Annotated in this window: 24 protein-coding genes and 1 tRNA gene; 16 read left to right on the top strand and 9 right to left on the bottom strand. The window is 62.7% G+C overall.

The annotated features are described in order from the left end of the window. Nucleotides 1–13 precede the first annotated feature (13 nt). The 3 genes from gpt to DEJ54_RS16515 all read right to left on the bottom strand — a co-directional run bounded on the left by gpt (nt 14) and on the right by DEJ54_RS16515 (nt 2,329). A complete protein-coding gene (gene gpt / locus DEJ54_RS16525) occupies nt 14–511 on the bottom strand; it encodes a xanthine phosphoribosyltransferase (protein WP_113155520.1) in 498 nt (165 codons plus the stop codon). Nucleotides 512–657: 146 nt separating this feature from the next. Then, complete coding sequence (locus DEJ54_RS16520) at nt 658–1,500, bottom strand: universal stress protein (protein WP_113156351.1); 843 nt, start codon at nt 1,498–1,500, stop codon at nt 658–660. Between the two features lie 76 nt (nt 1,501–1,576). After that, nucleotides 1,577–2,329 (bottom strand): competence/damage-inducible protein A, encoded by a 753-nt coding sequence (locus DEJ54_RS16515; protein WP_113155519.1) that lies wholly within the window; start codon nt 2,327–2,329, stop codon nt 1,577–1,579. A 235-nt stretch (nt 2,330–2,564) separates the two neighbouring features. Here DEJ54_RS16515 and DEJ54_RS16510 point away from each other — a divergent pair. The 3 genes from DEJ54_RS16510 to hdhA all read left to right on the top strand — a co-directional run bounded on the left by DEJ54_RS16510 (nt 2,565) and on the right by hdhA (nt 4,378). Further along, nucleotides 2,565–2,650 (top strand) — tRNA-Leu (locus tag DEJ54_RS16510). Nucleotides 2,651–2,918: 268 nt separating this feature from the next. After that, on the top strand, nt 2,919–3,494 hold the full coding sequence (locus DEJ54_RS16505; RefSeq protein ID WP_113155518.1) for a GNAT family N-acetyltransferase: 576 nt from the start codon (nt 2,919–2,921) through the stop codon (nt 3,492–3,494). Between the two features lie 116 nt (nt 3,495–3,610). Beyond that, nucleotides 3,611–4,378, top strand: coding sequence for a 7-alpha-hydroxysteroid dehydrogenase (gene hdhA / locus DEJ54_RS16500; RefSeq protein WP_113155517.1), 768 nt, complete (start codon nt 3,611–3,613; stop codon nt 4,376–4,378). Between the two features lie 47 nt (nt 4,379–4,425). On the opposite strand, the gene recQ is transcribed toward hdhA, so the two are convergent. Then, complete coding sequence (recQ, locus tag DEJ54_RS16495) at nt 4,426–6,228, bottom strand: DNA helicase RecQ (protein WP_113155516.1); 1,803 nt, start codon at nt 6,226–6,228, stop codon at nt 4,426–4,428. Nucleotides 6,229–6,320: 92 nt separating this feature from the next. Continuing rightward, nucleotides 6,321–7,217, bottom strand: coding sequence for a LysR family transcriptional regulator (locus tag DEJ54_RS16490; protein ID WP_113155515.1), 897 nt, complete (start codon nt 7,215–7,217; stop codon nt 6,321–6,323). A gap of 119 nt (nt 7,218–7,336) precedes the next feature. On the opposite strand from DEJ54_RS16490, the gene DEJ54_RS16485 reads away from it, so the two are divergent. From DEJ54_RS16485 to ade, 3 genes are all read left to right on the top strand, one after another. After that, nucleotides 7,337–8,320, top strand: a complete 984-nt coding sequence (locus DEJ54_RS16485) for a DMT family transporter (protein ID WP_245447595.1) — start codon at nt 7,337–7,339, stop codon at nt 8,318–8,320. Between the two features lie 535 nt (nt 8,321–8,855). Next, nucleotides 8,856–9,458: a TetR/AcrR family transcriptional regulator gene (locus tag DEJ54_RS16480; RefSeq protein ID WP_113155513.1), complete on the top strand. Its 603-nt coding sequence runs from the start codon at nt 8,856–8,858 to the stop codon at nt 9,456–9,458. 145 nt (nt 9,459–9,603) lie between these two features. Then, nucleotides 9,604–11,421 carry an adenine deaminase gene (gene ade, locus DEJ54_RS16475; RefSeq protein ID WP_113155512.1) on the top strand — a complete coding sequence of 606 codons (1,818 nt, stop codon included), beginning with the start codon at nt 9,604–9,606 and terminating at the stop codon, nt 11,419–11,421. Nucleotides 11,422–11,521: 100 nt separating this feature from the next. Here ade and DEJ54_RS16470 read toward each other — a convergent pair whose 3' ends face one another. After that, nucleotides 11,522–12,718 carry an alpha/beta hydrolase gene (locus DEJ54_RS16470; RefSeq protein ID WP_113155511.1) on the bottom strand — a complete coding sequence of 399 codons (1,197 nt, stop codon included), beginning with the start codon at nt 12,716–12,718 and terminating at the stop codon, nt 11,522–11,524. Nucleotides 12,719–12,799: 81 nt separating this feature from the next. Beyond that, complete coding sequence (locus tag DEJ54_RS16465) at nt 12,800–14,257, bottom strand: TrkH family potassium uptake protein (protein ID WP_113155510.1); 1,458 nt, start codon at nt 14,255–14,257, stop codon at nt 12,800–12,802. Nucleotides 14,258–14,390: 133 nt separating this feature from the next. Between DEJ54_RS16465 and ilvA the strand changes: the two genes are divergently transcribed. The 4 genes from ilvA (at nt 14,391) to DEJ54_RS16445 (ending at nt 19,220) form a co-directional block, all read left to right on the top strand. Further along, nucleotides 14,391–15,677, top strand: a complete 1,287-nt coding sequence (gene ilvA / locus DEJ54_RS16460) for a threonine ammonia-lyase IlvA (RefSeq protein WP_113155509.1) — start codon at nt 14,391–14,393, stop codon at nt 15,675–15,677. Between the two features lie 9 nt (nt 15,678–15,686). Then, entirely contained in the window at nt 15,687–16,223 is a 537-nt protein-coding gene (locus tag DEJ54_RS16455; protein WP_113155508.1) for a DUF1697 domain-containing protein, read from the top strand. Between the two features lie 280 nt (nt 16,224–16,503). Continuing rightward, complete coding sequence (locus DEJ54_RS16450) at nt 16,504–17,874, top strand: DEAD/DEAH box helicase (RefSeq protein WP_113155507.1); 1,371 nt, start codon at nt 16,504–16,506, stop codon at nt 17,872–17,874. Nucleotides 17,875–18,008: 134 nt separating this feature from the next. After that, on the top strand, nt 18,009–19,220 hold the full coding sequence (locus DEJ54_RS16445; RefSeq protein WP_113155506.1) for an MFS transporter: 1,212 nt from the start codon (nt 18,009–18,011) through the stop codon (nt 19,218–19,220). Between the two features lie 6 nt (nt 19,221–19,226). Here the strand turns inward: DEJ54_RS16445 and DEJ54_RS16440 are convergent, their stop codons facing one another. Further along, nucleotides 19,227–20,054: an SDR family NAD(P)-dependent oxidoreductase gene (locus DEJ54_RS16440; RefSeq protein WP_113155505.1), complete on the bottom strand. Its 828-nt coding sequence runs from the start codon at nt 20,052–20,054 to the stop codon at nt 19,227–19,229. 228 nt (nt 20,055–20,282) lie between these two features. Between DEJ54_RS16440 and DEJ54_RS16435 the strand changes: the two genes are divergently transcribed. The 5 genes from DEJ54_RS16435 to DEJ54_RS16415 all read left to right on the top strand — a co-directional run bounded on the left by DEJ54_RS16435 (nt 20,283) and on the right by DEJ54_RS16415 (nt 24,153). After that, complete coding sequence (locus tag DEJ54_RS16435; protein ID WP_113155504.1) at nt 20,283–21,317, top strand: cysteine synthase A; 1,035 nt, start codon at nt 20,283–20,285, stop codon at nt 21,315–21,317. Next, nucleotides 21,317–22,057, top strand: a complete 741-nt coding sequence (locus DEJ54_RS16430; protein ID WP_371685908.1) for an alanyl-tRNA editing protein — start codon at nt 21,317–21,319, stop codon at nt 22,055–22,057. The genes DEJ54_RS16435 and DEJ54_RS16430 overlap by 1 nt, the downstream gene beginning before the upstream one ends. Nucleotides 22,058–22,072: 15 nt before the next feature. Then, a complete protein-coding gene (sseA, locus tag DEJ54_RS16425) occupies nt 22,073–22,924 on the top strand; it encodes a 3-mercaptopyruvate sulfurtransferase (RefSeq protein ID WP_113155502.1) in 852 nt (283 codons plus the stop codon). Nucleotides 22,925–23,038: 114 nt separating this feature from the next. Further along, complete coding sequence (locus DEJ54_RS16420) at nt 23,039–23,596, top strand: OmpA family protein (RefSeq protein ID WP_113155501.1); 558 nt, start codon at nt 23,039–23,041, stop codon at nt 23,594–23,596. An 83-nt stretch (nt 23,597–23,679) separates the two neighbouring features. Next, nucleotides 23,680–24,153: a DUF1203 domain-containing protein gene (locus tag DEJ54_RS16415; protein ID WP_113156350.1), complete on the top strand. Its 474-nt coding sequence runs from the start codon at nt 23,680–23,682 to the stop codon at nt 24,151–24,153. Between the two features lie 93 nt (nt 24,154–24,246). On the opposite strand, the gene ald is transcribed toward DEJ54_RS16415, so the two are convergent. Beyond that, nucleotides 24,247–25,362: an alanine dehydrogenase gene (gene ald / locus DEJ54_RS16410; protein WP_113155500.1), complete on the bottom strand. Its 1,116-nt coding sequence runs from the start codon at nt 25,360–25,362 to the stop codon at nt 24,247–24,249. 151 nt (nt 25,363–25,513) lie between these two features. Between ald and DEJ54_RS16405 the strand changes: the two genes are divergently transcribed. Next, nucleotides 25,514–25,987 (top strand): Lrp/AsnC family transcriptional regulator, encoded by a 474-nt coding sequence (locus DEJ54_RS16405; protein ID WP_113155499.1) that lies wholly within the window; start codon nt 25,514–25,516, stop codon nt 25,985–25,987. Nucleotides 25,988–25,990 lie beyond the last annotated feature (3 nt).

Raw genomic sequence — 25,990 nt, 5'->3', positions numbered from 1 at the left:
CGGCGCGTTGCGATCAGTCGGGCTGACCTTCGGCGATGGGTTTCTGGTAGGAGAAGCCCATGTCCCAGGGGAAGTAGATCCAGGTGTCCTGCGAGACTTCGGTGACGAAGGTGTCGACAAGCGGACGGCCCTTGGGCTTTGCGTAGACGGTGGCGAAATGCGCCTTGGGCATCATGGCGCGCACGATGGCTGCCGTCTTGCCGGTGTCGGTGAGGTCGTCGACGATGAGGACGTTCTCGCCTTCATCCTTGAGGAGCTCGGGATTGATTTCCTTGAGCACCCGCAGTTCGCCCTGCGACGTGTAGTCGTGATAGGAGGCGACGCACACGGTTTCGATGAGGCGGATGCCGAGTTCGCGCGAAATGACGGCTGCGGGCACGAGGCCGCCGCGCGTGATGCAGACGATGGCTTTCCATTCGCCGTTGACGCCGGACAGACGCCAGGCGAGCGCGCGCGCGTCACGGTGGAACTGATCCCAGGAAACGGGAAAGGCTTTTTCAGGAAGAGACATCGGCTTCGCACTCCATGGGCGCATCGCGGCTGCTGATTGGAATGCGCGGTGAATTAGCCGGAAAGGGATGCCGAGCGCAAGCCCGGCATCCGGTTCATCCCGCATTTTCCCAACAGTTTGGATGCGGGCTGTGGGCGTGGCCCGCCTCAGTGGGCGAGGAAGGTGGGCACCGTCATGCTTTGCAGGATGGTGCGCGTGGCTCCGCCGAACACGAATTCACGCAGGCGCGAGCGCCCGAATGCGCCCATGACGAGAAGATCCGCGCCGGTGTCGGAAATGCGATTGTCGAGCACCTCGCCATGGGAGACGCCGCCCGACTGCTCCACCTTGACCGTGACGTCGATGCCGTGGCGGGCAAGGGCTGCGGCGATGGCCGTGCCGGCCATGGATGCGTCACGGCGGGGCGTATCCTGCGGGTCGATACAGAACACTTCCACGCTGTCGGCTTCCTTCATGAAGGGCAGGGCGTCGAAGGCGGCACGCGCTGCCTGCCGGCTGCCGTTCCAGGCGAGCAGGATCTTCTTGAACTCGGCCTCGCGGGCCTTGCGGATATAGGGAACGAGGAGGACGGGGCGTCCGGTCTCGAAAAGCAGGGCCTCGATATTGGCGTCCATGCTGGCGGTGGCGTCCGGGTCGGTCTGCTGGGCGATCACCAGATCTGCGCTGCGGGCGCTTTCGATGCCGGAGACGGCCGAATCGCCCGAAACACTGTCGAAGCCGCGCCACTCACTGGCCACGCCCTCGACGCGGGCGCGTTCGTCGAACAGGTGGCGGATGACCTTGTGACGGCGGGTCGTCTCTTCCTGCATGTCGATGCTGAGATCGACCACGGGGCCGCCCATGGGCGAGGCCATGACCATGGGAAGCGCTTCGGCGTGCAGGCCGATCACATGGCTGTCGTGGCGGGCTGCAAGCGGCAGCGCCAGATCGAGGACACGCGGGGCGTCAGCCTCGCTTTGCAGAATTGCGAGAATGGTCTTGTAGCTCATGTCAGCCTCCTTGAGCTGCGATGCAGTGCGCTTTTTCTTTTCTAGCCCATCTGCGGCCAAACCGTTTTGCGCCAGATCAACCCTTTGCGACCTGCCTGGGCGGGATATCTTCGAGCATGGACCGGATGGCCACAACCGCCTCCTCAAGCGCCGCTTTCGAACGGGATCGAACCACAATTTCGGTCCAGAAGGAACCATCCTGATACTTTGGATAGGAGCCGATGATGGTTTCGGGATGGGCTGCCTGAATTTCGCCGAGCGGGCCGCCGATTGCGCCTTCGGGAAGGCTGGAGGGGACGGTTTCGGAGATGAGTTTCGCACCGGTTTTGAGCGTGGGGATCACATTGTCGAGCATCGCCTGGAAAATCGCCGGCACGCCGGCCATCACATAGACGTTTTCGACGCGGAAGCCGGGGGCGATGGAAATGGGGTTGTCGATATGCTCGGCTCCCTCGGGCATGCGGGCCATGCGCTTGCGGGCGTCCGAGAATTCGATGTCGCGGCTGGCATAGTGCTTTTCGAGCAGGGAAAAGGCCCTGTCGTCATAGTTGCAGGGGCGAGCGAAGGCGCGGGCGATGGAATCGGCGGTGATGTCGTCATGCGTGGGGCCGATGCCGCCAGTGGTGAACACATAGGTGTTGCGCGCGCGCAGCGCATTCACCGCCTCGACGATTGCCGCCTCGTCGTCGGAGACGATGCGCACTTCCTTCAGATCGATGCCCACGGCCGTGAGCATGTCGGCCAGATGGCCGATATTCCTGTCCTTGGTGCGGCCGGAAAGAATTTCGTCGCCGATGACAACCATTGCGGCCGTTACGAGTTCGCTCATCTCAGTGTGATCCCTGTTGATGTGTGGAGAGATAGACCCGCGCCCCTGTGAGGGCAATGGTGGAACGTGGCGGGCGGTGGAACGTGGCGGGCGGTGGAACGTGGCGGGCGGCGGGTTGGCGGCGGATGGAGCGGGGCGGTGGCCTGTTTCGCAGGCGTTGAACATGCGTATTTTCTGAAGAACATGCGTATCCCGCTTGATTGCCGGGATTTCTACCGCTAGTCGTTGTTGCGATGCGGACGTGGCGAAACTGGTAGACGCAGCAGACTTAAAATTTGCCGCCCCTGGGGCTTGCGGGTTCGATTCCCGCCGTCCGCACCAGAGTTTCTGAACAACACCAAGCAGCAGCCTTTCCGTTCGGGAAGCTTTGCGATTCTCTACCGACGAGAATGCGGTTGCCGTCTTCACTGGCGAAGATGCATTCGCGCCCGATGCCTCTCACGGCCAGCAAGGATTGCAACAGCGGTTTCTGGTGCGGGCAGGAACCCCGGTATCTGTATGCCCGTGAGCGCCCTTACAGACAGGTTTCCAAGGCAGTGCTATATTGGCTCTCAACCCTTATGCGTGGTTTTTGAGGGGGAGGCGTTTCATGGAGCTTGAGCGTTTTACCCGTATCGCCGAGGCGGGAGATGCCCTGCCGCTCGCTCGGCTTGTAAACCTTGCCGGCGAGGGGCTTCCGCTTCACATCTGGTCAACGATGGCCGCGCCGGATCAGGACCCGTGGGAGGTGGGGCGCGAGCGGCAGGCCGAAAAGGCGCGAGATGGCCAGATCCATGTCGTGGATTTTGGAGAGGGCTCGGTCGCAAGCCTGACGGTATACGCAATCGGTCCGACGCCGGAGCCAATCGGTGCGGAGTTTCCCGCGCTCTTTCGCCCGCTTCAGGAACTCGAAAACCTCGCCCTGAACAGCTGGTACGTCAATGTGCTGGCGTGTTTTCCCGAAACGCAGGGGCGGGGAATAGGAACCCATTTGCTCAACCTTGCTGAGAAGATTGCGGCGGATCGCGGCATCTCCCGCATGAGCGTGATCGTCTCCGATGACAATCACGGAGCCCGGAGGCTTTATGAGCGCGTGGGATACGCCGAAAAGGCGCGGCGGCGCTGTGTCAGCGATGGCTGGCAGACCGAAATTCAAAACTGGGTGCTTTTGACGAAAGAGCTTTGAAGAGCCGGTGGCGATGGAAACTCCGATCCGACAGACTCCGTGATGAGATTGCACTGGGCAATGCAACGCTTAGGGCTAGGTTCTCTGGCGTGGCTTGTTCAAAAGGAGTGCTTTGAATGTATGATCCGCAGAATTTCATGCTGGACGGTCAGGTCGCGCTGATAACGGGGGCTGGCGCAGGGATCGGGCGCGCAATTGCCGAGGCATTTGCCGGCGCCGGCGCTTCGGTGATGGTGACCGATCTTGATGCAGAGCGCGCCGGGCAGGTTGCGGATGACATCGGAAAGACGGGGGCGATGGCCGCGAGCGTCGCCTGTGATGTGACCAGCGAAGATGACCTTGCCCGCGCAGTGAGCGAGACGGTGAGCCAGCTTGGAAAGCTGACGCTTCTGGTCTCAAATGCCGGCGGTGGCGGTCCCAAGCCATTCGACATGCCGATGTCGGATTTCCGCCGGGCGTTCGATCTCAACGTCTTCTCGCTGTTTCGGCTGGCGCAGCTTGCCGCGCCTGAAATGGAGAAGGCGGGCGGTGGATCCATTCTCGCCATCACCTCCATGGCCGGCGAGAACAAGAACAGGCGCATGGCGTCCTATGGTGCGTCCAAGGCCGCGACGAACCATCTGATCCGGAACATCGCCTTCGACCTCGGCCCAAGGGGCATTCGGGTGAATGGCATCGCGCCCGGCGCAACCCGCACGGAAGCGCTGGAGTCTGTCCTGAACGACGAGATTGAGAAGAAGATGCTGGCGCATACGCCGATCAACCGGCTGGGCGAGCCGGTCGACATGGCGAATGCCGCGCTGTTTCTGAGTTCACCTGCGGCAAGCTGGGTCAGCGGGCAGATTCTGACGGTTTCCGGTGGAGGCGTTCAGGAACTCGACTGAGCGGGCCTGTTTCCCGCAACGGTTTCGCGCCGGATTGATCCGCTCTGTCAGTCGTGATTTGCGATGACATCCAGAAAGGCTTCGCCGTAGCGGTCGAGCTTGGCTTCGCCGATGCCGGAAATGCCAGCCATGGCCTGGCGTGAGGACGGGCGGGCGGAGGCCATCTCGATCAGCGTGCGGTCGTGGAAGATGACATAGGGCGGCACGTTCTGCTCGCGGGCGATCTCGATGCGCTTTTCGCGCAGCGCCTTGAACAGGGCCGCGGCTTCGGGATCAAGCGCACTGGCGGCCTCGCTGCCGGAAGAGCGCCGGCTCTTGCCCTTTGCCGCCGGACGCGGAACGCGCAGCATGAGCGTGGGCTTTTCACGCAGGAACTGCGCGCCGCGCTCGGAGATGGACAGGCCGCCATGGCCGCTGAAATCCACATCCACCAGGCCGTGCGCCACCATCTGGCGCAGGACCGAGCGCCAGACGCGCTGATCGTATTCCTTGCCGATGCCATAGGTGGAAATCTGGTCGTGGCCAAAGCGGGCGATGCGCTCGTCTTCGGCCCCCAGAAGCACGGAGACGATGTAGGCCTGACCAAAACGCTCGCCCGTGCGGTAGATGCAGGAGAGCGCCTTCTGGACCGCGATGGAGCCATCGAAACGTTCGGGCGGATTTGCGCAGGTGTCGCAATTGCCGCAGGGCTCGCAATGGTCGCCGAAATAGTTGAGCAGGACCTGACGGCGGCACTGGGCGGTTTCGGCAAGGCCGAGAAGCGCGTCGAGCTTCTGCATCTCCATGCGTTTGCGCTGGTCGGATGCGTCCGATTCCTCGATGAAACGGCGGCGCAGAGCGATGTCATCGAAACCGTAGAGCATCATGGCTTCCGACGGCAGGCCGTCGCGGCCGGCGCGGCCGGTCTCCTGATAATAGGCCTCGATGCTGCCGGGCAGATCCAGATGCGCGACAAAGCGCACATCCGGCTTGTCGATGCCCATGCCGAAGGCGATGGTGGCGACCATGACCACCGCTTCCTCGCGTTGGAAGCGGGTCTGGTTTGCCTCGCGCGCCTCGCGGTCCATGCCGGCATGATAGGCAAGCGCGTTGTAGCCTTCCGACCGGAGCCATTCGGCGGTCTCGTCGGTCTTGCGCTTGGAGAGGCAATAGACGATGCCGCTCTCATCCTTGTGCTTTTCCAGAAAGCGCGCGAGCTGGCGGCGCGGGCTGTCCTTTTCTTCGATGGCGTAGCGGATGTTCGGGCGGTCGAAGCCGGCAACGAAGCTGTCGCGCTCATCAATGCCCAGATGCGCGATGATCTCGGCGCGGGTGGGGGCGTCGGCGGTGGCGGTCAGCGCCATGCGCGGCGTGTTGGGGAACTCACCGACCAGCGCGTCGAGCTGGCGGTAATGGGGGCGGAAATCATGGCCCCATTGCGAGAGACAGTGTGCCTCGTCAATGGCGATGAGCGAGAGGTTTACCTGCTTCAGCCGGTCGAGGACGGCGGGGCGCAACAGGGTTTCCGGCGAGACGTAGAGCATGTCGAGCGAGCCGTCGCCCATGGCGCGCCAGATGGCCTGACGGGCTTCGAGCGGCAGGTTTGAGTTGAGCGCGGCTGCGCGGACACCAGCCTGTTTCAGCGCGGCCACCTGATCGGCCATAAGGGCTATGAGCGGCGAAATGATGAGGCCGAGGCCTGGCCGGCAGAGCGCGGGGATCTGGTAGCACAGCGACTTGCCGCCGCCGGTGGGCATGAGCACGAAGGCATTGTTGCCGGCAATGACGTGTTCGACGATCTCGGCCTGGCGGCCGCGAAAGGCCTCGTATCCATAGACGGTTTTGAGGATATGCGTGGGATCGGCGGTCACGGCAGGCCTGTCAGGGGAATCGGAAGGTTGTTTCCTCTTAACAGGTTTGCGGGCCGGGTGCAGAGGATGGCGGGCTTGTGGCCCGGTGCGCGTCAATGCGCCTGTGGACTGAGCGTTTCGACGAGGAAATCGAGAAAGGCGCGCACCTTGGCCTGCACATGGCGGGCGGAGGGGTAGATCGCGTAAAGCGTGGTGTCCATGGGCGTCCAGTCCGGGATGAGGGGGACCAGCGCGCCGGCGGCAAGATGCTCGCGTACATAGAGACGCGGGGTCATGCTGACGCCAAAGCCTGCAAGCAGCGCGTCGCGCACGGCGAGGCTGGACGTGACTTTGTAGCGCCCGTTGACCGGCACGGTGACACTGCGGCCCGCTCTGTGAAAGGTCCATTCGTCGGCATGGCCGGACAGGCTGAACTGCACGCATTCGTGGCGGCGCAGGTCTTCGGGCGTTTCAAGCGGCCCGGCGCGCTCGAGATAGGCCGGCGCGCAGCACAGGACGTGATCGAGAACCAGCAGCTTTCTGGCGATCAGGCTGGAGTTTTCCAGCCGGTCGCTGCCGCGTATGGCGAGGTCGAACCCGTCTTCGACGATGTTGACGCGGCGGTCATCCAGCCTGAGGTCGAGCGTGATCTCGGGGTAGCGTTCCAGAAACTGCGGGATTGCCGGGGAAAGGGCGACGAGGCTGGTGGCCATGGGGGCGCTGACGCGCAGGAGGCCGCGCGGTTCCTGCTGAAGCGGCCCGAGCGTGGCATCGGCGTCTTCCAGATCATCGAGAATGCCGGCGATGCGCCTGTGGTAGAGCGCGCCCGCTTCTGTCAGGCTCATGCGGCGCGTGGTGCGGTTGATGAGACGGACGGCGAGATGCGCTTCCAGTTCCCGTATGTTCTTGCTGACGGCGGCGGGCGAAAGGCGAAGCCGCCGGGCTGCCCCGGCGAAACTGCCCAGCTCTACGACCGTGCGGAACACGTTCAGGGCGGTGAAGCGGTCCATTATTAAACACTCTGAGTGAATGGTTATTGAGCGAAGTCGCACATTATCAATCGATCCGCAATGAACTAGCTTTGGTTTCATGTTCAGGGCTTGCAGGAAATGTGGAAGGCGGATCACCGATGGCTGACATGGTTGACAGGGCTGACAGGGCTGACATGGTTGACAGGGCTGACAGGGAAAAGAGCGTGATGCAGGCCCATATGGGCATGCTTTTATGGGCGCTGATCGTGGGGGCTTCCTTTCCGGCGGTGGGGCTTTTGTCCGATGGTCTGCCGCCGCTGCTTCTGACGGCGCTGCGCTTTGCCATTGCGGCGCTGGCCATGGCTCCGATGGTGCGGGTGCGCGAGGACTGGCGGCCGGGGCTTTCAGCCCTTCTGCTCTATGCGGTGATGGGGCTTTGTCTGGCGGGGTTCTTCGGCATCATGTTCTGGGCCGCGCACCGGGTGACGGCGTTTTCCATGTCGGCGCTGTTCGTGACCATGCCGCTCATCGCCTACGGGCTGGGGCGCGTGCTTGGCGTGGAGCCGAGGGCAGGCGGGCTTCTGGCCATTCTCGCACTTGGCGCGTTCGGGGCGCTGGCGCTTGCCATGGCGCAGACGGGTGGCGATCTCGCGCAGTTGCAGTTCGGCTGGAACGAGGCGCTGTTCTTCGTCGGCTGCATTGCGTCTGCGCTTTATCCCGTGCTTTCCAAATGGGGGATGGCGCGCAACATGCTGTCGAGCGATGCGGCGGCGCGTACTTTCTGGAGCCTTGCCGGCGGCGGCGTTCTGATTGCGGCGGCGGGTCTCGTTCTGGAGCCGGTTGACGGGCTCACGCGGATGCAGATCGGGGATTTTCTGCTGGTTGCCTATCTGGGCGTGTTTTCGAGCGGCGTGACCTTCTGGCTCATGCAGCGTGGCACGGGTGTTCTGACGCCGGGCGCGGTGACCGCCTACAGCTATCTGGTGCCATTCGTTTCCATGCTGGTTCTGTTCGTGACCCGGCCCGGCCTGATCGGCTGGCACTGGCTGCCGGGCAGCGTGATGGTGATTGCCGCCATTGTGATCCTGTTGCGGCGGGGCGCCGGGGCTGCGGGGCGAGCAGCCGCCGGGCAGGCGGGGTGATGGCGTGCGGTGGTTTCGCCTTGCCATCAACGCGAAATGCGCGGGGTCCGGATGGATCATTGACAATCCTGCGGAGCAGAGGCCAAAATCCATTTATAGTGTTGTTTTTATTTGAATAATTATTTGAAGTCGCATTCGTGGACGTAGGTGAAAAGGCTTCGGTCTGGGCATGTGCGCTTCATGAAAACCCGGAGTCCGATCTGTGCACGACATCATTTTGGTTGCGCTTATTGTGATAACTTCAGCTGCAGCAACGATTACGGGAAATGATTACGTCCTTGGGATCAACGCGTCTCAGCTCGTGCTGTTTTTCTCTTCAATGCTGCTGGCAAAGGCAATTGTGAGCCTTGTTCGAAAGCGCAGATGACCGCATGCGCTTCAGCGCTGCGATTGCATGCAATGCGCCTGTTTTCTGCGTCATGATCCGGCCCCGTGCGCCGGCGAGATGCAAGGCGCCGGGCTGTCGAAACAGACTCATGCCTTGAGATATCGAGCGGACGTAATTATTTACGGCTTGGTACAAAAGGTATTCGAGATGGCGGGACGCGGCAGGCCCAGAGCATTTGACAGGAACGAAGCACTGCATCAGGCGATGCGGGTGTTCTGGTCGTGCGGCTATGAGGGCGCTTCGATGAACGAGCTGTCGCAGGCCATGGGCATCAACAAGCCCAGCCTTTATGCGGCGTTCGGTTGCAAGGAAACGCTGTTTCGCGAAGCGATCGAGCTGTATGGGCGCGAACAGAGCGCACCGGTGAGCGAGGCGCTGGAAAAAGGCGATACGGCGCGCGGATCAATCGAACGGGCGCTGCGTGTGAATGCCCGCTGCTACACCGCCCCTGACAATCCCCGCGGCTGCATGGTGGTGACGGCGGCGCTGGCCGGCGCGCCGGAAAACAGCCCCGTGTGCCGCTTTCTGACCGAAAACCGCCGTGAAAACGAGGCCTGTTTTCGCCGCCGTGTGGAGCGCGGGATCAGCGATGGCGACGTGCCCGAGAGCGCCGATCCGGCGCGGGTCGCGGCTTTCTATGTGACCGTTCTGCACGGGCTTTCGATCCAGGCGCGCGACGGGGCCTCATGCGCGGCGCTGGAGCGGGTGGTGGACAGCGCCATTGCCGCCTGGGACGCCATTGCGCGTTAGGGGCTCGGCGAGAGCGAGGCCGTCCCCATGGGCATATGACGGTCCCGGTGACGCAATCCCCATTCTTTCCGCTGACTGATTGATGTGAGGGCTGGCGCGCGCGGCGCGGGTTTGCGAAAGTGCGCTCTCCATCAGGAGGATATCCATGCCCGACACCAAGCCCGTGCCTTCCACCGATCTCAAACCCTGGCAGGCGGTCGCGCCGCAGCTTGTGGATGTGGCCATGGGGCGCCAGAAGGCGGATCTTGTGGTGCGCAATGGCCGCTGGGTGAATGTGCATTCGGGCGAGGTGATCCCCGCAACCGACATTGCCATTGTTGCAGGCCGGTTTGCCTATTGCGGGCCGGACGCGAGCCACGCCATCGGCGAGAAGACCAAGGTGGTCGACGCCATGGGGCGCTATCTGGTGCCGGGCCTGTGCGACGCGCACATGCATGTGGAAAGCGGCATGGTGACTGTGACGGAATTCTGCCGCGCCGTGATCCCGCATGGCACCACTTCCATGTTCATCGATCCCCATGAGATCGCCAATGTGCTGGGCCTCGACGGCGTGCGGCTGATGCATGACGAGGCGATGGCGCAGGCGATCAACGTGTTTGTGCAGATGCCCTCCTGCGTGCCTTCCGCTCCGGGGCTGGAGAATGCCGGGGCCGAACTTTCCGCCGAAGACGTGGCCGAGGCGATGGGCTGGCCGAACATTATCGGGCTCGGCGAGGTGATGAATTTCCCGGGCGTTGCGGCCAATGACGCCACCATGACGGGCGCGATTGCGGCCACTGTGGCGGCGGGCAAGACCGTGGGCGGACATTATGCCTCGCCCGATCTCGGGCTGCCGTTCCATGGCTATGTGGCCGGCGGGCCGGAAGACGATCATGAGGGCACGCGCGCCGAGGACGCGATTGCGCGGGTGCGTCAGGGCATGAAGGCCATGCTGCGGCTGGGCTCTGCCTGGTATGACGTGGCAAGCCAGATCAAGGCGGTGACGGAGCAGGGGCTCGATCCGCGCAATTTCATTCTGTGCACCGATGACAGCCATTCGGGAACGCTGGTGAATGACGGCCATATGGACCGCGTGGTGCGCCACGCCATCGCGCAGGGTCTGAAGCCGGTGACTGCGATCCAGATGGCGACGATCAACACGGCAGAGCATTTCCGGCTGGAGCGGGAGCTGGGTTCCATCGCGCCCGGACGGCGGGCGGATTTCCTGATCGTTTCGGATCTGGCGGAACTCGTGATCGATGACGTCTTCGCGCGTGGTGTGAGGCTGGCGCGCGCCGGGCGCCTGGAGGCGGATATTCCGGCCCATGATTATCCCGCAAAGGCCAAGAACACGGTGCGGCTTGGCAAAAGCCTTGCGGCGCAGGATTTCGACATTGCTGCGCCCGAGGGCGCAAACCATGTGCGGGCGCGGGTAATCGGCGTGATCGAGAACCAGGCGCCGACGCGGGCGCTGGAGGCGGAGCTTGGCGTCGAGGATGGCATCGTCGCCATGGACCGGCGCAATGATGTCTGCCAGATCGCGCTGGTGGAGCGGCATCGCGGCACGGGCAATGTGACGAATGGCTTCGTTTCGGGCTTCGGCTACATGCAGGACTGCGCCATGGCCTCGACGGTGGCGCATGATTCACACCACATGATCGTGGTCGGCACCAACAAGGATGACATGGCCAAAGCGGCCAACCGTCTTGGCGAAGTGGGCGGCGGCGTCGTGCTGTTCTCGAAGGGGCGCGAGCTGGCGCTGGTGGAGATGCCGATTGCCGGGCTGATGTCGGATGAGCGGGCGGAAGTGGTGGCGCAGAAGGCGGCGAAGCTGACCGATGCCATGCGCGACATGGGCTGCACGTTGAACAACGCCTATATGCAGCACTCGCTTCTGGCGCTGGTGGTGATCCCGGAACTCAGGATTTCCGATACCGGCCTCATCGACGTGACGAGCTTCCAGAAGGTCGATCTGTTCCTTTGAAAGGGCGCGTCATTTCGCGATGAATGCCCTTCAAATGCTTCTCGTCTTGAGTCTGGAAGCGCGTCTAATCTCTTGATTTTACGCGCTTCCGTGTTCGTTCTTAACGCCGGACCGGACCTGTGGCCAGATCGATGACCGTGAGCGGTGTGGTGATGACGATATCGGCGGCAGTGCCGACCGTCTGGCCGAGACCGCGCACCAGCGTTTCCAGTTTGCCGGCAACGGCGTCGTGATCTCTGGCGTTCAGATTGCCTTCGCTGGAAAGGCGCTCGCCCAGAAGGCGGACAAGGATCGGGTTTTCGGCAAATTTGGTGTGGTTGAGCCAGTCGCCTGACGACACTTTGGTTACATCGACCACGACCACGCCGAGATTGGTCAGCTCCTTGGCGTCGCTATAATCACCGAGACGGGGCTGATTGCCGGCGATGAAACCGGACAGTGTAAGAGCGCGGTCGTTCTGGGACGTCAGGATGAGGAAGGTCTTTTTCGGCACGCCATAGCGACGCATCTGAGATTTGAAGACATCGATGTCGAGATCGGGAGAGGCGAGAACCACGTCGGCAAGACGTCCGCCCAGATCCCGGTCACCGGAAATGGCGAGCTGGCGCAGGGCCTCCATCGTGACCCAGCTACCCATGGAATGGGCAACGATATCGATGCGTTTTGCGCCGGCGCGAACCACCAGGCGGAGCGTTTCTTCCAGCGCATCGCGGGCGGTGGTGGCGCTGTTCTGATCGTAGACATAATCAAGCATGCGGCCTGCGGATGGCCAGGAGAACATGATCGGCGTGCCGCTGTAATCGGCATCGTTGAAGATCTGGGCTGCGCGATAGACCGCGTCGTCGAAGCCGGTGTTGTAGCCGTGGATGAAGACGAGGGCGCGACCGCCATGGGAGGCGATGCTTTTTCTCAGGGCCGCTTCGAAATCGCTGGCGTCGGGGTACAGGACCGCCTTTTGCGCCGTGAAGTAACGCGCTGGATCCGCCACAGCAGGATTGGGCGAAAGCTCCAGCTTGCCGGTTTCGTGCACCTTGGGGATGGACACGTCGACATGTGCGAAGGCTGCCTTGGGCGCTCCCTGGTGCGCAAGGCGGCGACCGGAGAAGAGTTCACCCGGTTCCTCTGCGGCAGCGCGGTTGGTGGCGATGAAAATCTCGTGCGTGGCTTCGATCTGATCGGTGCGCGCCGGCGCCATGGTCTGCGCGATCAGTCGGGAGGGCTTCTGGTTGGCGCAGCCCGTGACCACCATCAGGATGAACAAAAACGCGAACGGACGCTGAAACTTGCGAAACGACATTGGATACAGTCTTTGCTTGCCCGGAGGGTCGGAAGGTTCGACGTCGCTCATCCTTAGCGGGAAAGCGACGTCTTGTGGAGGTCACTTCTCCCAGAAAACCGGTGCGAAGATGACGAGCACGGCGAGAATCTCGAGCCGTCCCATGAGCATTGCGAAAGCGACGACCCATTTGGCCAGATCCGGCAAGGGCGCAAAGCTGCCGGCGGGGCCGACCACCTGGCCGAGACCGGGGCCGACATTGGTGAGGCCGGTGAGGGCGGCGGAGATAGCGGTGACGAAATCGAGACCGGTTGCCGCGAGAATGAGAATGATGACGGCCCAGATGACGAAGAAGGCCGAAATATAGAGAACAACCGCGCGCTGCAGGTCATCATCCACTGTGCGGTCGCCATAGCGCACGGTGACGACGGTGTTCGGATAGACGAAGCGGCGCAGACCATTGGCCATCAGCTTGAACAGGATCAGGAAGCGATAGGCCTTGATGCCGCCGGTCGTGGAGCCGGAACAGCCGCCGAGAAACATGGCGACGAAGGCGGCCGCAACCGCGAAGGCGCCCCACTGTGAATAATCCGAGCTGGCATAGCCGGTGGTCGTGATGATCGACACGAAGTTGAACGCCGAATGGGTGAGGGCTGCAAAGAAGGTGTGGTCGTGGACGATGCGCAGATAGATGGCCACCGCCAGCACGAACACGACCACATATCCGGCAAAGACACGGATTTGCGGATCGCGCAGCGCATCGAGCCTGCCGCGCAGGGCAAACAGGATGAGGATGGAGAAGGGCAGCGCCGCCACGAACATGAAGAACGTGCTGATCCACAGGATGGCGGGGTTGTCGGCATAGAAGCCCATGGAGGAGTCATGGGTGGAGAAGCCGGCAGTGGCGATGGTGGTGAGCGCGTGATTGACGGCGTCGAAGGCGCGCATGCCGGCTGCCGCATAGGCGATGGTGCAGGCGAGCGTCAAAAGCGCATAGATGCTGACAAGGCCGAGCCCGAAAGTCGAGAACCGGTCGAAGGGGCGGTCTGCGATGTCCGAGGATTCGATGCGGAAATAGGAAACGCCACCGACATTCAGGAACGGCAGGACGAACAGGCCGAGCGCGATCACGCCGAGGCCGCCGATCCACTGCAGGATGGAGCGCCACAGAAGCAGGCCCGGGGGCATGCCATCCAAGCCGACAATGACGGTCGCGCCTGTCGCGGTGACGCCGGAGACGGATTCGAAAAAGGCGTCGGCAATGCTGAACTCCACGGAGGAAGCGAGCATGGGCACGGCGCCCACGATGCAGGCCGTCATCCACAGAAGGTTGACCACCAGAAAGCCGAAACGGGACGAAATGACGGGCGGGCGGCCCTGGGTGGCGAGCGAAACGCCGATGGCGAGCCCGCCGGTGAACAGCGCGGAGAAGGCGAAGACACGCCAGTCGTCATTGCCGTAATAAAGATCGACCGCCGCCGGTATGAGCATGGCAGCCGCGAGATAGATGGCAAAAACCGCCGCAATGTGGAGCGCGGCGCGGACGGCGAGATACTGCAAGTGGTGAACCTCAGGCTGCTCGGTATAAGCGTCTGTATCCGGGAAACGGTCCCCTCCCTGGCGCGAGAGTGGCGTCACGCGCCCTGATATGCAATAGCCCGTAGGACACACGGACTGGATAGGCAAGAGACGCATGAGTGCAGGAACGAACGAGACCGACTTCGTTGAGGCCGTCGCGGAGGCTGAAGAGGCCCTGCGGTCACTGTTTGCTGCAACGCCGCTTCAGGAGAACGACTATCTGTCGAAGAAGACCGGCGCGCGGGTTTTCTTGAAGCGCGAAGATCTGACGCCGGTCCGTTCCTACAAGATCCGCGGTGCTTTCAACTTCTTCCGCAAGGCGATGGCCGAGGGCGGGCCGGAGCGCACCTTCGTTTGCGCATCGGCAGGCAATCACGCGCAGGGCTTTGCCTATGTCTGCCGGCATTTTGGCTGCAAGGGCGTGGTCTTCATGCCGGTGACGACGCCGCAGCAGAAGATCGACAAGACCCGCATCTTCGGCGGCGAGTTCGTGGAAATCCGCCTGATCGGCGATTTCTTTGACGACTGCCTTCGCGCGGCGCTGGATTTTGCCGAGGAGAGCGGCGGCGCGATGGTGCCGCCTTTCGATCATCCCGACATCATCGAGGGGCAGGCGACGGTTGGCCGCGAGATCGCCGAGCAGATCAAGGCGTTTGACGGCGTGCGGATGGATGACAGCCTCGTCATTCTGCCCGTGGGCGGTGGCGGACTTGCCTCCGGTGTGACGCGTTATCTGAGGACCGCGGGACAGGCGGGCGCTTTCGCCTTTGCGGAGCCCGAAGGGGCGGCCAGCCTGCAGCAGGCCCTGGTTCAGGACCGGCCGGTGCGTCTCGACCGGGTGGACAATTTCGTCGATGGCGCGGCGGTGGCCGAGATCGGCGCGACGCCGTTCTCGCATCTGAAGACATTCGATGCGGAGGCCGTGCATCTGGTGCCGGAGAACCGGCTCTGCGCGACCATGATCGAGATGCTGAACATCGAGGGTGTGGTGCTGGAGCCGGCGGGCGCGCTGGCGATTGACACGCTGAAGGACTTCTCGCCGGAGGTTCTCAAAGGGCGCACGGTGATCGCCGTCGTGTCGGGCGGAAACTTCGATTTCGAGCGCCTTCCGGATGTGAAGGAGCGGGCGCTGCGTTACGAGGAACTGAAGAAGTATTTCATCTTCCGCTTTCCTCAGCGCCCGGGCGCGCTGCGTGACTTCCTCGACCTTCTGGGGCCGGAGGATGACATCACGCGCTTTGAGTATCTGAAGAAGTCGGCGCGCAATTTCGGCTCCGTCCTGATCGGGATCGAGACCAAGAACCGGGATAATTTCGATGTTCTGACCGAGCGTTTCGATGCGGCGGGCTGGGCCTATCAGGACATCACCAACAATGACACGATTGCCGGGCTGATCATCTGAGGACGGAACATGGCCGCGACCCGATACATCGTTCTCTTTCGCGGCGTTGGCGGCGCGACGCAGCTTCCCGTGAAGGAACTGCGCGCGGTGCTGGGCGAGGGCGGCTTTCAGGATGTGGCGACCTACATCAACAGCGGCAATGCGGTTTTGACCGCCTCGTCCGGGGAAGAGGCGGTGCGGGCAAAGGTGGCCGATCTGGTGCGTGCGAAGATGGGATTCGACAAGGCGATCATGGTGCGCAGTCTTGATGACTGGAATGCGATGATTGCCGCAAATCCGTTTCCGCAGGCTGCCGACGAGCCGACCAGGGTGCATGTCTATGCGCTGGAGCGGGAGCCGGCGGCAGCGGATGTGGCAGCGCTTCAGGCGAAGGTCACGGGCACGGAAGAGGTTTGCGTCAGCGGGCGCACGCTCTATCTCCACACGCCCGATGGCATGGGGCAGTCGCGCTTTGTGCCAAAAATGGAGCCGACGCTGAAACTGTCGATGACGGGGCGCAACTGGCGGAGTATGCTGGCGCTGGCGAAACTTGCCAGAGACGAGTGAGATACTGCGGTGCACAAAATAGCGTTTGCACTTTTGCCGCCAATGCCCCATATGACGCTGAGACGCATGGGCTGGTTATGCTGGCTTTCTTCAAAGACTGGTTGCGTCTGAAGCCTCTACCCAAGGGTGAGGCTCAAGCCGGCAAAGCCGGCGCGACAGCGCAGCCGTGTGGGTGAGACACCCCTCGTCACGTCGTTCATTCAAACATTTATTCGGCAGGTTGCGCCCTGCCACGTATCATTGCGGCGTCATCGGACGCCGGCATAGGAAAGATTGCATAGTGACCAATGACAACAATGCGAAACAGATCGGTTTCGCTGATCTTGGAATTTCCGGCAACCTGTTGAAGGCGGCCGAAGGGGTGGGGTTCGTAACGCCCAAGCCAATTCAGGAAAAGGCCATTCCGGCCATGCTCGAGAAACGCGACGTTCTGGGCATTGCCCAGACGGGCTCGGGCAAGACGGCGGCCTTTTCGCTGCCGATCCTCTCGCAGATCATCGCGCTTGGCACCAAGCGCAAGCCGAAGACCGCGCGGGCGCTGATCCTGTGCCCGACGCGCGAACTGGCCGTTCAGATCGATGATGTGGTGCGTGAACTCTCCCGCCACGCCCATCTCTCCACGGCGCTGGTGCTGGGCGGTGTTTCGCGCAACAGCCAGGTTCGTCGTCTCGCACAGGGGGTCGACGTTCTGGTGGCGACGCCGGGCCGTCTGACCGACATCGTGCGTTCGGGCGAGCTTTCGCTGTCGGAAACGCGCTGGCTGGTTCTGGACGAAGCCGATCGTATGCTCGACATGGGCTTCATCAACGATGTGCGCCGCATTGCGCGCGCCACGCATTCCGAACGGCAGACGGCGCTTTTCTCCGCCACCATGCCCAAGGAAGTGGAAAAGCTCTCCGAAAGCCTGCTCAACAATCCGCTGCGGGTGGAGATCGCCAAGGAATCCACCACGGCAGGCGAGATCAGCCAGCGGCTGGTGATGGCGCGCACCAAGCAGAAGCGCAAAATCCTCTCCGACATGCTGGCCGACGAAGCCATGCGCTCGGTGATCATCTTCGCCCGCACCAAGCATGGCGCGGACCGCGTGACCCGCGATCTCGGCCGTGACGGTTTCGAGGCGGCGGTGATCCACGGCAACAAGTCGCAGAATGCGCGCCAGCGTGCGCTGAACGGTTTCCGCGATGGATCGGTGCGCATTCTCGTGGCGACCGACATTGCCGCGCGCGGCATCGACGTTCCGGGCATCAGCCATGTGGTGAATTTCGACCTTCCCGACCAGCCGGAAAGCTATGTGCACCGCATTGGCCGCACCGGCCGCAACGGCGCATCCGGCGAGGCGGTCACGCTGTGTGATCCGGCCGAAGCTGACAAGCTGAAGGCCGTGGAGAAGATCATCCGCATGCGCCTTCCGCTGGTGGCGGATCACACGTCGGAGCCTGACCCGGCACCGCGCCCCGCGCCTGCCAACAATGGCGGTGAGCGCCGCAATGCGCAGAAGCCCGCCAGGGCCGGCGACAGCCGTAAGCCAAAGCCGCGTCACGGTGCGAAGCCGCAGGCGCAGCAGGGCGAGCAGCGTCAGTCCGAAGGCGACAAGCCGGTCCGTCGCCGTCGCCGCACCCGCGGCAAACGCCCCGGCGCGCACGCGGCATAAGCCCGGCATTCGGGTTTCTTCAAAAGGGCTGATCGGCCGATAGGCCGGTCTGGCCCAATTGTCCCTCCGGCATCGTTCGGCTAGGCCAGAAACATCTGGCGGTTTAGCCAGACGGAGGAGGGAGCAGCGAAAGCATGGCCGGTCTTGCGGCACTGGCGATAGGATACGTCCTGTCGCAATTCTACCGGTCGTTTCTGGCCGTTCTCACACCTGCACTGACCAGCGAGCTGGGTGCCACTAAAGCCCAGCTTTCCATGGCGTCGGGCGCATGGTTTGTGTCTTTCGCGCTCATGCAGTTCGTGGTCGGCGTTTCGCTCGACCGTTACGGCCCGCGCCGCACGGCGGCGTTTTTGCTGGCGGTTTGCGGCGGCGGTGGCGCGCTGCTCTTCGCAATGGCGCCGGGGCCGTGGGCAATCATTTTCGCCATGGTGCTCAACGGCGCTGGCTGTTCCGCCGTGCTGATGGCCTCCGTTTTCATTTTCGCAAAAACCTTCTCGCCGGCGCGCCTGACCATTCTGATCTCCTGGCTGATCGCCTTTGGCACGATGGGCAATGTGGTGGGGTCTGCGCCGATGGCCGCTGCCGCTGAAGCCTTTGGCTGGCGCGGTGTGATGGCGGGGCTGGGGGGCTTCACCATTCTGACCGGCATCGCCATTCAGTTTCTGGTGCGCGATCCGGAGGCCGACACACAGGCTGCGCGTGAAGCGGGCTTTGGCTTTCGCGGCTACGCGGAACTCTTGAAGCTGCGCGTCCTGTGGCCGATCCTGCCGCTGACCGCGCTCAACTATGCGCCGGCGGCCGGCATACGCGGGCTCTGGGCCGGGCCGTATCTGGCCGATGTCTACAACGCCGATGCGCTCTTGATCGGTCAGGTGACGCTGTTCATGGCGCTTGCCATGTCGGCGGGCAGCTTCGTCTACGGGCCGCTGGACGTGTTCTTCAAAACCCGGAAATGGGTTGCGGTCGGGGGCAATCTGATCGGGCTCATGGCAATCGTGCTGCTTGCTTTCATGCCGGTTTCGACGATCTTCATCACGACGGTCGTGTTCGTGGTGATCGGCGTGTGTGGCGCGAGCTATGGCCTTCTGATGGCGCATGGGCGGGCCTTTGTGCCGGCCCATCTGACGGGGCGCGGCGTGACGCTGCTCAATTTCTTCTCCGTCGGCGGGGCGGGCGTGATGCAGTTCCTGACCGGTGGCGTTGTGGCGGCATCGGTCGTGCCGGGAGATCCGGTGGCGGCCTACCAGACGCTGTTCATCTTCTATGCGGTGCTGATCGCGCTTTCGCTGGCAATCTATCTGGCATGCAGGGATGCGCCGCCGGAAGTGGAGCGGGCGCGGGCCTGACCCGGATCAGCCGGCGGCCCTGCGGCGCTTTTTGCGGGGGCCGAGCGAGCGCTTGTTCCAGCCTGTCAGGCGGTACATGACGAAGAAGACCACGGGCTTGGGGAACATGCGCAGAAATTTCAGCGGCCAGACAAGGCGCTTGGGGAAGGTGATCTCGTAGCCGCCCCGGCTGATGCCATTGGCGATGCGGCGCGCGGCATCCGGCGCGGTGAGAAGCGCCGGCATTGAAAAGCTGGTCTTGTCGGTGAGTGGCGTGGCGACAAAGCCCGGATTGATGATCTGCGTGCGGATGTTCAGCTTCTCGAAATCGAAGCGAAGCCCCTCGATGAGATTGTTGAGGGCGGCCTTGGTGGAGCCATAGGCCGATGCAGACGGCATGCCGAAGAAGGAGGTGACCGATCCCATCACGACGATCTGCCCGAAACCACGGTCGCGCATGCGGTCCGACAGGGGAACGAGCCCGTTCAGCGTGCCAAAAACATTGATCTGGTAGCTGCGGACGAAATTGGTCGTCTCCAGCCGGTCGCCGCGAACCGGCAGGTAGGTGCCGGCGTTGAAGACGGCGAGCACGATGGGGCCGAGAGACTTCTCGATACTGGCGACGGTGCGCTCCATGCCGGCTTCGTCCATCACATCGCACGGAAAGACGAAGATGCGCCCCTTCAGGTTTTCCACCTCGTCGGTGATGGAAGCGAGGCCGTCTTCGGCGCGCGCCGTGGCGGCGACCGTGTAGCCATTTCGGGCAAGATGAATCGCAAGCGCACGGCCGATCCCGGTGCTCGCACCGGTGACCCACGCAACGCCATCATTCGGACTGGCCCGATAAAGCGCCATCCCATCCCCTCTCTCTGGTCCGCAAGATTTAACGGGCGGGTGATGGATTGAAAAGCGTATCAGGGCTAGAAATCGCTGAAAAACCTCAACTTATTGTCGGAAGCTGTTCGTTCGTGAAGCAATTGCAAAACGCGATAGCTTTGCGTGCTTTCGGCGTCTTGTAAAAAATCCCTCCTTGCAAGGCAGGAACGGGCTTCTTAACCTCCGCAAAAATTCAAAGAGGACGACATGAAGCACTCGGTTGTGGACGCCATCGGAAACACGCCGCTGATCCGCCTGAAGCGGGCCTCGGAGGAGACGGGCTGCGAGATTTACGGCAAGGCCGAGTTCATGAACCCGGGCCAGTCGGTGAAGGACCGGGCCGGACTGTTCATCATTCGCGACGCGGAAAAGCGCGGGCTTCTGAAGCCAGGCGGCGTGATCGTTGAGGGCACGGCGGGTAATACCGGCATCGGGCTGACGCTGGTTGCCAAGGCGCTTGGCTATCGCACCGTGATCGTGATCCCCGACACGCAGAGTCAGGAAAAGAAGGATGCGCTGCGGGTGCTTGGCGCGGAACTGATCGAGGTTCCGGCGGTGCCCTACAAGAACCCGAACAACTATGTGAAGGTTTCGGGCCGGCTTGCAGCGCAGCTTGCCAGGACCGAGCCGAACGGCGCGATCTGGGCGAACCAGTTCGACAATGTGGCGAACCGCGATGGCCACATCCACACGACGGCTGCCGAGATCTGGGAGCAGACCGGCGGCAAGGTGGATGGCTTTGTCTCCGCCGTTGGAACCGGCGGGACGCTGGCCGGCGTGGCCGATGGCCTGCGCGGCCGGAACCGGGACGTGAAAGTGGCGCTTGCCGACCCGATGGGGGCCGCGCTCTACAGCTATTACACGCAGGGCGAGCTGAAGTCCGAAGGCACATCCATCACGGAGGGCATCGGGCAGGGACGCATCACCGCCAATCTTGAAGGGTTCACGCCCGATTTCTCGTTTCAGGTTCCCGATGAAGAGGCGCTGCCCATCGTCTTCAATCTGGTGCAGGAGGAGGGGCTTTGCCTTGGCGGCTCGACCGGCATCAACATTGCGGGCGCAATGCGTCTGGCGCGCGAATTGGGGCCGGGACACCGCATCGTGACGGTGCTCTGCGACCATGGCACGCGCTATCAGTCGAAGCTCTTCAATCCCGCGTTCCTGCGTGAAAAGGGTCTGCCGGCACCGGGCTGGATGGAAGGCGCGCCGCAAATCGACATTCCTTTCGAGGAGGTCGCGTGATGGCGCAGACCGAGACGCTTTTCCGCGAAGACGCCTATCTGCGCGATGGCGCAGCGCGGGTGGTGGGCATTAATGACCGTGGGGGCATTCTGCTCGACCGGACGATGTTTTACGCCACGTCCGGCGGGCAGCCGGGCGACACCGGCAGGTTCACGCGCGAGGATGGATCGCTGATCCATGTGGCGGCGACGGTGACGGGCGAGACCAAGGACGAGATCATTCACGTGCCGGCCGCCGAACAGACCCTGCCGGAAGTGGGCGAGACGCTGCAGCTGGCCATTGACTGGGACCGGCGGTTCCGGCTGATGCGCATGCATACGGCCTGTCATCTTCTGAGCGTGGTCTGTCCTTTCCCGATCACCGGGGCATCGGTGAGCGAAACGGATTCGCGCGTCGATTTCGACTTACCCGATGCGAGCTTCACCAAGGAAGACGTGACCGCCCGGCTGATGGAGCTGGTGAACGGGGATCATCCGGTGTTCACCCGCTGGATCAGCGAGGACGAGCTTGCAGCCAATCCGGATCTGGTGAAGTCGAAGAATGTGCGCCCGCCGCAGGGGGCAGGGCGCATCCGGCTCGTGTGCATTGGCGACGAGGCGTCGGTCGACAGCCAGCCCTGTGGCGGCACGCATGTGGCCCGCACGTCGGAAGTGGGCGAGATCCATATCGGCAAGATCGAGAAGAAAGGGCGCGAAAACCGTCGTTTCCGCCTGCGCTTCGGACCAATTCCAGCAAACTGAGACTGAGAGAAGAAAATGAGCGAGAAAAGCCGCTTCACGGTATCGCCGTCATGGCTGGAAGAACGACTGGAGACGCCGGGCCTCTCCATCGTCGATGCGTCCTGGTATCTGCCGGCGCATGGCAGGGATGGGCGTGCCGAACATGAGGCGGGGCGCATTCCCGGCGCTGTGTTCTTCGATCAGGACGCTGTGGTGCATCCCGAAACGGATCTGCCGCATGCGCTGCCGGATGCCGCGACCTTCCAGCGCCACGTGAGCGCGATGGGGATTTCCGAAGACGACACCATCGTCGTGTATGACGGGCCGGGTCTTTTCTCCGCGCCGCGCGTCTGGTGGATGTTCCGCGTGATGGGCGCAAAGAATGTGCTTCTGCTGGATGGCGGGCTCGATGGCTGGCGCGCCGAGGGACGGCCCCTGACGGACAAGCCGGTCCAGACGGCTCCGGCGGTGTTCAACGCCAAGCTGGACGAAGAGCGGGTGGCGAGCCTTGAGGCGATGCTGCAACTGGTGGAGGATGCGACGGCGCAGATCGCCGATGCGCGTCCGGCAGGCCGCTTTACCGGTGCAGAGCCGGAACCGCGTGCAGGCATGCGTTCGGGCCACATGCCCGGCGCGCGCAATGTGCCGGCCTCTGCACTTTCGCGGGATGGACGCCTGTTGCCACCGGACGAGCTGCGCGCGCTTTTCGAAGGGGCGGGCGTCGATCTTTCGCGGCCCGTGGTGACTTCCTGCGGATCGGGTGTGACGGCGGCTGTTATCTCGCTGGCGCTCGAAACGGTCGGCCATTCCGACCACCGGCTCTATGACGGTTCGTGGAGCGAGTGGGGCGGCCGCGCAGACACGCCGGTGGAGACCGGAGAGGCCTGACGATCAGGGATGTGAAGCGGCTGAACGTTTCGCAACGGGGCGTTCATCGCAAATTCAGCGGGGTTCGATGAAGATGTGCGCAATGATGACGCATGTCTTTGAAAGGAATTCTCGATGCTGAACCGTCGCCAGATGCTGGGAGCGGCCATTGCCGCCGCATTGATGCCGGGCGCTGCCATGGCGCAATCCCAGATGCCTTCGGCCTCTCGCATCCAGCGCAGTCTCGAAGCCGCGCCCGCGCAGCGCGTGCGCCCGCAGGACCGTGTGACGGTGCGGGAGCTGAAGCAGCGACCGGAGCTGCGCCGGCGCGCGCCATCCATTGACATTCAGGCCATCAATTTCGGCTTCGATTCAGCCGAGATACCCTATTCGCAGTTCCGCAAGGTGGAAGAGATTGCAGACGCCCTGCATCGCCTGCGTCGTCGCAGGCCGGGAACGGTTGTGCTGCTTGAAGGCCACACGGATGCGGTCGGGTCATTCGCCTACAATCAGCAGCTTTCGGAGCGCCGGGCCAATTCGCTGAGGCGGGTTCTGGTGCGTGAGTTCCGCGTGCCCTCGCGCATGCTGGAAACGGTGGGCTATGGCGAGGAATATCTGCTGGTGCCGACACGCCAGGAGAACTGGCGCAACCGGCGTGTGACCTTGCGGCGCATCGACGATTTCCTGCGCTGACAGGCGCATTTGGCGGGAATCGGGTGGGAAGCCCCGGTCTCGCCAGGCAGATTGCTCTCCAACACCTTTGAAGGAGAGCAATGATGGGCTTGATCAGATTTGTCGCCATGGACAGCGACGTTGCGCGGGCGTATCGCACTGGTGTGCCCGATGCCTATGGGCGGAGGCCGGAACGGCGGATTTCCACGGGCAGCGGGGTTCCCTGCCGCCATTGCCTGCGCACCGTTCCCGAAGGAAAACCCTATCTTATCCTCGCCTACAGGCCGTTTCCCGATCTGCAGCCCTATGCCGAGACGGGACCGGTCTTTCTGTGTGCGGAAGCCTGTGAACGGGCGCAGGAATGCGATGTGATGCCCGACCTTCTGCGGGCGGAAACACAATGGCTTCTGCGCGGCTACGGAGATGATGACCGCATCGTCTACGGGACGGGTGACGTCGTTCCGCAGCAGCATATCTGCACCCGGGCGCATGAACTTTTGCAGCGCGATGACATCGCTTATCTGCATGTGCGCTCGGCAAAGTACAATTGCTATCAGGCGCGCATTGAACGCGCCTGAAGTGAGGCTCTTCAGATCAGACAAAAAAGAGCCCGCCGTTTCCGGCGGGCGAGTTTAGGAGGAAAGTCTTGCCGGGCTAAAGTCTTGCCGGGCTCAGGCCGCGAGCACGGAGCGGGCTTCGGCCATCTCGTAGCCCAGTGCGTCGGCGACTGCCTGATTGGTGATCCGCCCCTTGTGGACGTTGAGGCCGTTGCGCAGGTTCTGATCGTCGACGAGCGCCTTGAGGCCCTTGTCGGCGAGTTGGAGCCCGTAATGCAGCGTGGCATTGTTCAGTGCATGGGCGGAGGTGACGGGAACCGCGCCCGGCATGTTCGCCACGCAGTAATGAATGATGCCGTCCACCTCATAGGTGGGGTCGGAATGGGTGGTGGCGTGCGAGGTCTCGAAACAGCCGCCCTGATCGATGGCAACATCGACAAGCACGGCGCCCTGTTTCATGCCCGACAACATTTCACGGCTGACGAGCTTGGGCGCGGCTGCGCCGGGGATGAGCACTGCGCCGACCACAACGTCGGATGAGAAGCATTCTTCCTCGAGCGCCTCGACGGTGGAGTAGCGCGTATGGACGCGGCCATTGAAGATGTCGTCCAGCTCGCGCAGACGCGGGAGCGAGCGGTCCATGATGGTGACATCCGCGCCGAGGCCGACGGCCATCTTGGCGGCGTTGAGGCCGACCACGCCGCCGCCGATGATGGCGACCTTTCCGGGCAGCACGCCGGGCACGCCGCCAAGCAGCACGCCGCGGCCGCCATTGGCCTTCTGAAGCGCGGTTGCGCCGGCCTGAATGGCGAGACGCCCGGCAACCTCGGACATGGGGGCGAGCAGGGGCAGGCCGCCGCGCGCGTCGGTCACGGTTTCATAGGCGATGGCGGTGACGCCGGATGCGATCAGGCCGCGTGTCTGCTCCGGATCGGGTGCAAGGTGGAGATAGGTGTAGAGGATCTGGTCTTCGCGCAGCTGGACCCATTCCGAGGGCTGCGGTTCCTTGACCTTCACGATCATGTCGGATTTGGCGAAGACGTCTTCAGCGGTTTTGGCGATGGTTGCGCCAGCGGCGCGATAGGCGTTGTCATCGGCGCCGATGCCTGCGCCTGCGCCGGTTTCCACGAGCACATCGTGCCCATGCGCCACATATTCGCGTACGGACCCCGGCGTAAGGCCGACGCGATATTCGTGATTCTTTATTTCTTTCGGACAGCCGACACGCATCCTTGTCTCCTCCAACATGTGTGCGAATTTTCTGGCTCAATCGATGAGACCACAAAAAAGACCGAACGTCTTTGCGAACTCGTTTGCAGTATCTGGCGATTTTCGCTATTCCTTGCGCGAAATGTCGCGTTCGTAAAAGGAAATTCGAAAAATGGCCCTGGATAGGATTGATATCGCCATTCTGGATGCGTTGCAGCAGGACGGGCGGATCTCCAATTCCGCGCTTGCCGAGAAGGTCGGACTGTCGCAATCGGCCTGCTCGCGCCGTCTCGACAATCTGGAGAAGAGCGGCGTGGTCAAGGGATACCATGCCCGGCTTTCGAATGCAGCCCTTGGGCATGGTGTAACGGTGATAGTCCATATCTCCTTGTCGGGCCAGTTCGAACGCACGTTGAGCGAGTTCGAGGCGGCGGTGCAGCGCTGCCCGAATGTGGTGTCATGCCATCTGATGGCGGGCGAATATGATTACATTCTGCGGGTCGCGGCGCGGGATCTGCAGGACTATGAGCGCGTTCACAAGGAATGGCTGACGGGCATGCCGCATGTCATCAAGATCAACTCGGCCTTTGCGCTTCGCGAAGTGGTGGACCGCACCGCGCTGGGACTGAAGCCTGAAATGTCCTGATCC

Source organism: Nitratireductor sp. OM-1, assembly GCF_003296175.1.
In the GTDB taxonomy this organism is placed as follows: domain Bacteria; phylum Pseudomonadota; class Alphaproteobacteria; order Rhizobiales; family Rhizobiaceae; genus Nitratireductor; species Nitratireductor aquimarinus.
Note: the sequence above shows the minus strand (reverse complement) of the source record. Positions and strands in the feature narration are given on the sequence as shown.